Below are 7772 nucleotides of genomic sequence, written 5' to 3'. Positions count from 1 at the left end.
CCCCCCCCCCCCCCCCCCCCCCCCCCCCCCCCCCCCCCCCCCCCCCCCCCCCCCCCCCCCCCCCCCCCCCCCCCCCCCCCCCCCCCCCCCCCCCCCGGGCCGCGCTGCCGGTCTCGGACCGGGAGTCGGTGCTCGGCTTCGGCCTCACGGCGCCCGCGCGGACGCTCGTCGACTGTGCCCGTGAGTGGGAGCTCGTCGACGCTGTGGTGGCGATGGACGCGGCCATCCACGACGGCAGGGTCACCCGTGGGCACCTGCGGAGAGCACTCCTGGCCGGCAGCCACTGGGTGGGCATCGGTTCGGCGGGGCGGGCGGTGCACCTCGCCGATGGTCGTGCCGAGTCGCCGTTGGAGACCCGCGGACATCTCGCTCTGCTGGCCGCCGGGCTGCCCCGACCGGAGCTCCAGGTGCAGCTGCACGGCGCCAGTGGACTCGTCGCACGAGTAGATGCGTGGTTCGACGAGGCGGCGCTGGCGGTGGAGTTCGACGGGCGTGTCAAGTACGCCGACCCCCGGGACGGGCGCGATCCGGGCGACGTGCTCTGGCGGGAGAAGAGGCGCGAGGACGCCGTCCGTGAGCTGGGCGTCCGGGTCATCCGTCTGGTACAGGACGACGTCGTGGGAGGCCGACGCCGTGAGCTGGCCGGTCGGTTGCTCCCCCTGCTGGCTTCCCCGCCGGTGGGGCCGCGTCGGTTCACCGTCGTCCGTACGCCCGAGCCCGGGACACCGTTGGACGACGCCGCCTGATGCCGGGACACCCCTCCGGCCTGCTCGAATGTAGTCCTGGCTCCCGTTCATGCGTCCTGGCTCGCTGTCGACGCCGAGCCAGGACGCACGACGATCAGGTCAGCTGATCATCCGTCGGAGGCCTGAGGCCGCACCGCGTCTCCTGACCCGGCGGTGGCGGACCCGGGAACACGTCTGCGACGGCTGCCGTTAGGGTGGGCAGGAAAGTTGAGTGGACCCCGCGCAAGGCGTGCACTCGACTCCCCGGACGGACCAGGACCACCCCGGCACACAGGAAGAGAGGCCAGCTCCATGGCTCGAGCGGTCGGTATCGACCTCGGCACCACCAACTCCGTCGTCACCGTCCTCGAGGGCGGTGAGCCGACGGTCATCGCGAACTCCGAGGGCTCGCGCACCACCCCGTCGGTCGTCGCGTTCGCGAAGAACGGCGAGGTCCTCGTCGGCCAGTCGGCGAAGAACCAGGCGGTCACCAACGTGGACCGCACCGTCCGGTCGGTCAAGCGCCACATGGGCACCGACTGGAAGTCGCCGGAGATCGACGGCAAGAAGTACACCCCCCAGGAGATCAGCGCCCGCATCCTGCAGAAGCTGAAGCGGGACGCCGAGACCTACCTGGGTGAGCCGGTGACCGACGCGGTCATCACCGTGCCCGCCTACTTCGAGGACGCGCAGCGCCAGGCCACCAAGGAGGCCGGTGAGATCGCGGGCCTCAACGTCCTGCGCATCGTCAACGAGCCGACCGCGGCCGCGCTGGCCTACGGCCTGGACAAGGGCGAGACCGAGCAGACGATCCTCGTCTTCGACCTCGGTGGTGGCACCTTCGACGTCTCCCTGCTGGAGATCGGCGAGGGCGTCATCGAGGTGAAGGCCACCGCCGGTGACAACCACCTCGGCGGTGACGACTGGGACGAGCGGGTCGTCAAGCACCTGGTGCAGACGTTCAACGCCCAGAACGGCATCGACCTGTCCAAGGACAAGCTGGCCATGCAGCGGCTCCGCGAGGCTGCCGAGAAGGCCAAGATCGAGCTGTCCGGCGCGCAGTCGACCAACGTCAACCTGCCTTACATCACCGCCGGCGCCGAGGGCCCGCTGCACCTGGACGTCACGATCACCCGTGCCGAGTTCCAGCGGCTGACCCAGGACCTGCTCGACCGCACCCGCGCGCCGTTCAACCAGGCGATCCGCGACGCCGGCATCTCCGTCGGCCAGATCGACCACGTCGTGCTGGTGGGTGGCTCGACCCGCATGCCGGCCGTGACCGACCTGGTGCGCGAGCTGACCGGCGGCAAGGAGCCCAACAAGGGCGTCAACCCCGACGAGGTCGTCGCCATCGGCGCCGCCCTGCAGGCCGGCGTCCTGCGCGGTGAGGTCAAGGACGTCCTGCTGCTCGACGTCACCCCGCTGTCCCTGGGCATCGAGACCAAGGGCGGGATCATGACCAAGCTGATCGAGCGCAACACCACGATCCCGACCAAGCGCTCGGAGATCTTCACGACGGCCGACGACAACCAGCCGTCCGTGCAGATCCAGGTCTTCCAGGGCGAGCGCGAGATGGCGGCCTACAACAAGAAGCTCGGCATGTTCGAGCTGACCGGTCTGCCGCCGGCGCCACGGGGCGTCCCGCAGATCGAGGTGGCCTTCGACATCGACGCGAACGGCATCGTGCACGTGTCCGCCAAGGACCTCGGCACGGGCAAGGAGCAGTCGATGACCATCACCGGTGGCTCGGCCCTCCCCAAGGAGGACATCGAGCGGATGATGAAGGACGCCGAGGCGCACGCCGAGGAGGACAAGCGCCGCCGCGAGGAGGCCGAGACCCGCAACCTCGCCGAGTCGCTGCAGTACCAGACCGAGAAGTTCCTGGCCGAGAACGGTGACAAGATCCCGGCCGACAAGAAGGAGGAGCTCGGCGAGGCCCTGACCGAGCTGCGCTCGGCGCTCGGCGGTTCGGACATCGCGGCGATCAAGGCGGCCCAGGAGAAGGTCGCCCGGGTATCCCAGGAGGTCGGCGGGGCGCTCTACGCCCAGCAGGCCGAGGCGGGCGCCGCGGGCGCCGGCGCCGGTGCCGCCGGTGACGCCGGCACGCCGGGTGGGGCCACCGGTGCGAGCGCGTCGGACGACGACGTGGTCGACGCCGAGATCGTCGACGAGGACAACGACAAGCGGGCATGAGGACGACGGGAGTCGGGGTGACCTCCGCCGATCTCGTGACCGGAGCCGGCGGAGGTCACCGATGACACAGCCGAGGGACGAGGAGCCACGGGTCGTCATCCGCGACAGGCGGCGCATCGACCCGATCAGCGGCACCGTGCGGGTGCCGGCCGGTGAGCAGCCGGCCGGCGCCCGTCCGGGCGTCCACCCAGCAGCAGGGGAGCAGATGAGCGAGCACGAGACCACCGCCGACGGCGGACAGCCGACGGTGGTGGACGACGACCTGTCCCGCCAGCTGGCGGAGCGGACCGAGGACCTCCAGCGGGTCACCGCCGAGTACGCGAACTACCGGCGGCGGGTGGACCGGGACCGTCAGCTGGTGGTCGACCAGGCCGCCGAGCGGTTCGCCACCCAGCTGTTCCCGATCGTCGACGACATCGAGCGGGCCCGGGACCACGGCGACCTGACCGGCGCGTTCAAGGTCGTGGCCGACCGCGTCCTCGGACTGCTCGACGGGCTGGGGGTGGAGGCCTTCGGCAGGGCGGGTGACCCGTTCGACCCCGCGCTGCACGAGGCGGTCATCCACGACACCTCCACCGAGGTCGCCGTCCCGACCGCCACGACGGTGCTGCGGCAGGGTTTCCGCCGCGGCGACCGCGTGCTGCGGACGGCGATGGTCGCGGTCACCGACCCCGAGCACCCGACCGCGGCCGCGCCTGCCGAGGGCGCGACCGACGGGACCGTCCCCGCGCAGCCGGGCGAGGGCCCGGCGGCCGACTGAGCCGGAGAGGGGGCGCCCGATGAGCACCCGGGACTTCATCGAGAAGGACTACTACGCCGCTCTGGGCGTCGCCCAGGACGCCGACGCCGCGGCCGTCAAGAGGGCCTACCGCCAGCTGGCCCGCGACCTGCACCCGGACAAGAACCCGGGCAACGCGGAGGCGGAGGCTCGGTTCAAGGAGGTCTCCGAGGCCTACGACGTCCTCTCCGACCCCAAGCGGCGGGCCGAGTACGACGAGGCCCGCCGCCTGTTCGGGGCGGGCGGCGCGGGCGCGCGGGCCGGCTTCCCCGGCGGCTTCCCCGGTGGGGCCGGCGGCGGGCAGCCGTTCGACCTGGGCGACCTCTTCGGCGCCGCGGGCAGCGGCCGCGCCGGGGGTGCCGGCGGGCTCGGCGACCTGTTCGGAGGCCTGTTCGGCGGTGGCGGCGGCCCCACGGCCGGCTCGGCCCGGGCGCGCAGCCAGGCGGCGTCCGGACCGGCCCGGGGCCAGGACGTCGAGACCGAGGCCACCCTCTCGTTCGAGGAGGCCGTCCTCGGGGTGACCGTGCCGCTGCGCATGCAGAGCCCGGGTACCTGCCCGACCTGCCACGGCAGCGGTGCCCGCCCCGGCACCAGCCCGCACACCTGCCCGGTGTGCCAGGGCGCCGGCGTGACCAGCCGCAGCCAGGGGGCGTTCGCCTTCTCCGAGCCGTGCCGCAACTGCCGCGGCACCGGCCAGGTCGTCGACGACCCCTGCCCGACCTGCGCGGGCAACGGCGTCACCACCCAGACCCGCACGATCACCGTCCGCATCCCGGCGGGTGTCAAGGACGGCCAGCGCATCCGGCTGGCCGGCAAGGGCGCCCCCGGGCGGCGCGGCGGTCCGGCGGGCGACCTGTTCGTCGTCGTCCACGTGTCCGACCACGAGTTGTTCGGCCGCAAGGGCAACGACCTCACGCTCACCGTGCCGATCACCTTCGCCGAGGCCACCCTCGGGGCGACGCTGACCGTGCCCACGCTCGACGGGAACGTCACGCTCAAGGTCCCGCCGGGGACGGCGAGCGGCCAGACGCTGCGGGTCCGCGGGCGCGGCGTCCCGGGCAAGGGCCGGGCCGGCGACCTGCTGGTCACCGTCGAGGTGGCGGTGCCCAAGCGGCTCACCCCCGCCGCCGAGGAGGCCGTCAAGGTGCTCGAGGCCGAGCTCGGCGACCCCCGGCCGCGGATCACCGCCGCGGTGCGGCAGCAGGGGGGTGCGCGGTGAGCCTGCCAACCGACGGCGGCCGCGAGCGAGCGGAGGCCGGGCGCGCCGTGGCCGAGGACGCGCCGGTCTTCGTCATCTCGGTCGCCGCCGAGCTGGCGGGCATGCACGCGCAGACGCTGCGCCAGTACGACCGGCTGGGACTGGTCAGCCCCGGCCGCACCCGGGGTGGTGGCCGGCGGTACAGCCCGCGGGACGTCGCGCTGCTGCGCGAGGTCCAGCGGCTCTCCCAGGAGGACGGCGTCAACCTCGCCGGCATCAAGCGGATCATCGACCTCGAGTCGCAGGTCGAGGCGCTGCAGCAGCGGGTGCAGGAGCTGATCACCGAGCTGGAGCTCGCGGAGAGCCGCGCCATCGCGGCCGAGACGGCCATCCAGGCCGGCTACGGCCGCGACCTGGTGCCCCTGCGGCCGTCCACGTCGGCGCTGGTCGTGTGGCGGCCCCGGGGAGAGCGGTGATCACGGTGGACGCCCACGAGGCGTACGTGCGGGTGGAGCGGGAGATCGGGCTGCTGCTGCGCCGCTCCCGCGCCATCTCCGCCCGCCTGTCCCGCGAGCTGCACCCCGACCTGGACGGCGCCGCCTACGGCCTGCTGGCGCTGCTGCAGGACGCCGGTCCGCTGCGCGCCAGCGACCTGGTGGCCCGGCTCGGGCTGGACAAGAGCACGGTGAGCCGCCAGGTGTCCTCGCTGGTCGACCTCGGCCTGGTCAACCGCGAGGCCGACCCGGCCGACGGCCGCGCCCAGGTCCTCAGCACCTCCCCGGAGGGCGCGGCCCGGCTGGCCCGCATCCGGGACGCCCGCCGGGCCCGCTGGGAGGCCGACCTGTCGGGCTGGCCGGCCGAGGACGTCGCCACGCTCGGTGAGCTGCTGGCCCGGCTCAACCGCCTCGGCGAGGCGGAGGCCCGCGAGGCCGAGAGCGGCCGCTGAACGAGGGCCCCACCAGGCCCCCCGCGTCGCACACGACAGCGCCCCCGGTACCCGGCCGGGTACCGGGGGCGCTGTCGTCAGCGGGTGGTCAGGTCACGAACCGGGGACCATCCAGCCGAGCACCGGCGTGGCCTGCAGGACCACGATCAGGCACATCAGCAGCAGGAGCAGCATGCTCCAGCCGAACACCTTCCGGAACAGCTCGCCCTCGCGGCCGGCCATGCCGACCGCCGCGGCCGCGATGGCCAGGTTCTGCGGGCTCACCATCTTGCCCATGACGCCGCCGGAGGAGTTGGCCGCGGCGAGCAGCACCGGGTCGAGGCCGGCGTTGGTGGCCGCCTGGACCTGCAGCGCGCCGAACAGCGCGTTGGCCGAGGTGTCCGACCCGGTCACCGCGACGCCGATCCAGCCCAGGATGGGGGAGAGGAAGGCGAAGAAGCCGCCGGTCTCGGCGAGCAGCCGGCCGAGGTGGCTGGTCATGCCGGACTGGTTGAGCACGTAGGCCAGCGCCAGCACCGCCATGACGGTGACGATGGCCCACTTCAGCTCGCGGTAGGTGTCGACGTAGGCCTTCAGCCCGCGGGCCGGCGAGATCCGCAGCACCAGCATGGTGAGGATGCCGGCGATGATCATCAGGGTGCCCGCGGCGGGGAGCCAGTTGAAGGTGAACGTCGTCGACGCCAGCTCCTCGGTGGAGCCCGCGGCGAACACGTTCAGCCCCGGCCACGCGAACTTCGTGGTCCACGGCGCCTCGGCCAGCGCCGCCTTCACCGGGCCGAGGCTGGCCAGCGAGAAGATCACGATGATGATCCCGTACGGGGCGTAGGCCTTGACCACCTCGGACCGGGTGTCGGGGACCACGGGTGCACCGGTACCGACGGCGGGGGCGTGCGGGTCCCGCGGGGCCTGCTCGCCCGGGGCGTCGCCGAGCTGCTCGCCGGCGGTCGCGCCGACGCCGCCCCGGCCGCCGGACCCGGCGGCCACGGTGCCGACGCCGCCACCGGCGAGGGTGGCCGCGGTGACCGGCTCGTAGGCGGCCTTGCGCATGCGGACGACGGCGACGACGGCGGCCGCGGCGACGAGCGCGGCGATGATGTCGGTCAGCGGCACCGAGATGTAGTTCGCGGCGACGAACTGGGCGACGCCGAACGCCACACCACCGACCAGCGCCTCGCGCCACGTGTCGCGCAGACCGCGCTTGCCGTCGACGACGAAGACCAGCACCAGCGGCACGAACGCGGCCAGGATCGGCGTCTGCCGGCCGGCCATGGCGCCCAGGGTGTCGACGGTGAGCCGGGCGTCGTCGCTCACGCCGGAGGTCACCGTGGCGAGCGTGATGATCGGCGTGGCCAGCGCGCCGAAGGCGACCGGGGCGGTGTTGGCGATGAGCGCCACCGCCGCGGCCTTGATCGGCTGGAAGCCCAGCGCCATGAGCATGACGACGCTGATGGCGACCGGCGTCCCGAAGCCGGCCAGCGCCTCGAGCAGGGCCCCGAAGCAGAAGGCGATGATGATCGCCTGGATCCGCTGGTCGGGGCTGACCTTCTCGAACGAGCGCCGCAGGACGTCGAAGTGCCCGGTGGCGACGGTGAGGTTGTAGACCCAGATCGCGTTGATGACGATCCACAGGATCGGGAAGAACCCGAACGCGGCGCCCTCCGACGCCGACAGGAGGGACTGACCGACCGGCATCCGGAACGCGATCACGGCCAGCACGATCGCGACGGCCAGGGAGATGACCCCGGCCAGCCACGCCTTGACCTTCAGCGCACCGAGGAGCACGAACAGCGTGAGCAGCGGGATCGCTGCCACCAGTGCGCTCAGTGCGAGTGACCCACCGACGGGGTCGACGACCTGTTCGAACAAGGGGGCTCCTTCCCTCGGCGTTGAGGGCGCGAGGCTGGGTGAGGGGACGTGCGGGGGTGGAGTGTG

The 7772-nt window shown here is 73.3% G+C and carries 7 protein-coding genes; 6 read left to right on the top strand and 1 reads right to left on the bottom strand.

Annotated features, from left to right (window positions below; genetic code table 11):
- The first annotated feature begins 128 nt into the window (after positions 1 to 128).
- The 6 genes from ACI78Z_RS18870 to ACI78Z_RS18845 all read left to right on the top strand — a co-directional run bounded on the left by ACI78Z_RS18870 (position 129) and on the right by ACI78Z_RS18845 (position 5840).
- Positions 129 to 746 (top strand): hypothetical protein, encoded by a 618-nt coding sequence (locus tag ACI78Z_RS18870; RefSeq protein ID WP_457038075.1) that lies wholly within the window; start codon positions 129 to 131, stop codon positions 744 to 746.
- Between the two features lie 291 nt (positions 747 to 1037).
- Positions 1038 to 2918 (top strand): molecular chaperone DnaK, encoded by a 1881-nt coding sequence (dnaK, locus tag ACI78Z_RS18865; RefSeq protein ID WP_457038074.1) that lies wholly within the window; start codon positions 1038 to 1040, stop codon positions 2916 to 2918.
- A 61-nt stretch (positions 2919 to 2979) separates the two neighbouring features.
- Positions 2980 to 3678 carry a nucleotide exchange factor GrpE gene (gene grpE / locus ACI78Z_RS18860; RefSeq protein ID WP_457038073.1) on the top strand — a complete coding sequence of 233 codons (699 nt, stop codon included), beginning with the start codon at positions 2980 to 2982 and terminating at the stop codon, positions 3676 to 3678.
- Between the two features lie 19 nt (positions 3679 to 3697).
- Positions 3698 to 4915, top strand: coding sequence for a molecular chaperone DnaJ (gene dnaJ, locus ACI78Z_RS18855; protein WP_457038072.1), 1218 nt, complete (start codon positions 3698 to 3700; stop codon positions 4913 to 4915).
- Entirely contained in the window at positions 4912 to 5370 is a 459-nt protein-coding gene (locus ACI78Z_RS18850) for a heat shock protein transcriptional repressor HspR (protein WP_457038071.1), read from the top strand. Before dnaJ ends, ACI78Z_RS18850 begins: the two co-directional genes overlap by 4 nt.
- On the top strand, positions 5367 to 5840 hold the full coding sequence (locus tag ACI78Z_RS18845; protein WP_457038070.1) for a MarR family winged helix-turn-helix transcriptional regulator: 474 nt from the start codon (positions 5367 to 5369) through the stop codon (positions 5838 to 5840). The genes ACI78Z_RS18850 and ACI78Z_RS18845 overlap by 4 nt, the downstream gene beginning before the upstream one ends.
- 93 nt (positions 5841 to 5933) lie before the next feature.
- Here ACI78Z_RS18845 and ACI78Z_RS18840 read toward each other — a convergent pair whose 3' ends face one another.
- Complete coding sequence (locus tag ACI78Z_RS18840; RefSeq protein WP_457038069.1) at positions 5934 to 7706, bottom strand: L-lactate permease; 1773 nt, start codon at positions 7704 to 7706, stop codon at positions 5934 to 5936.
- Positions 7707 to 7772 lie beyond the last annotated feature (66 nt).

Source organism: Geodermatophilus sp. SYSU D01176 (assembly GCF_054050015.1).
The sequence above is the reverse complement of the archived record's forward strand: the minus strand, read 5'-3'. Positions and strand labels throughout refer to the sequence as shown.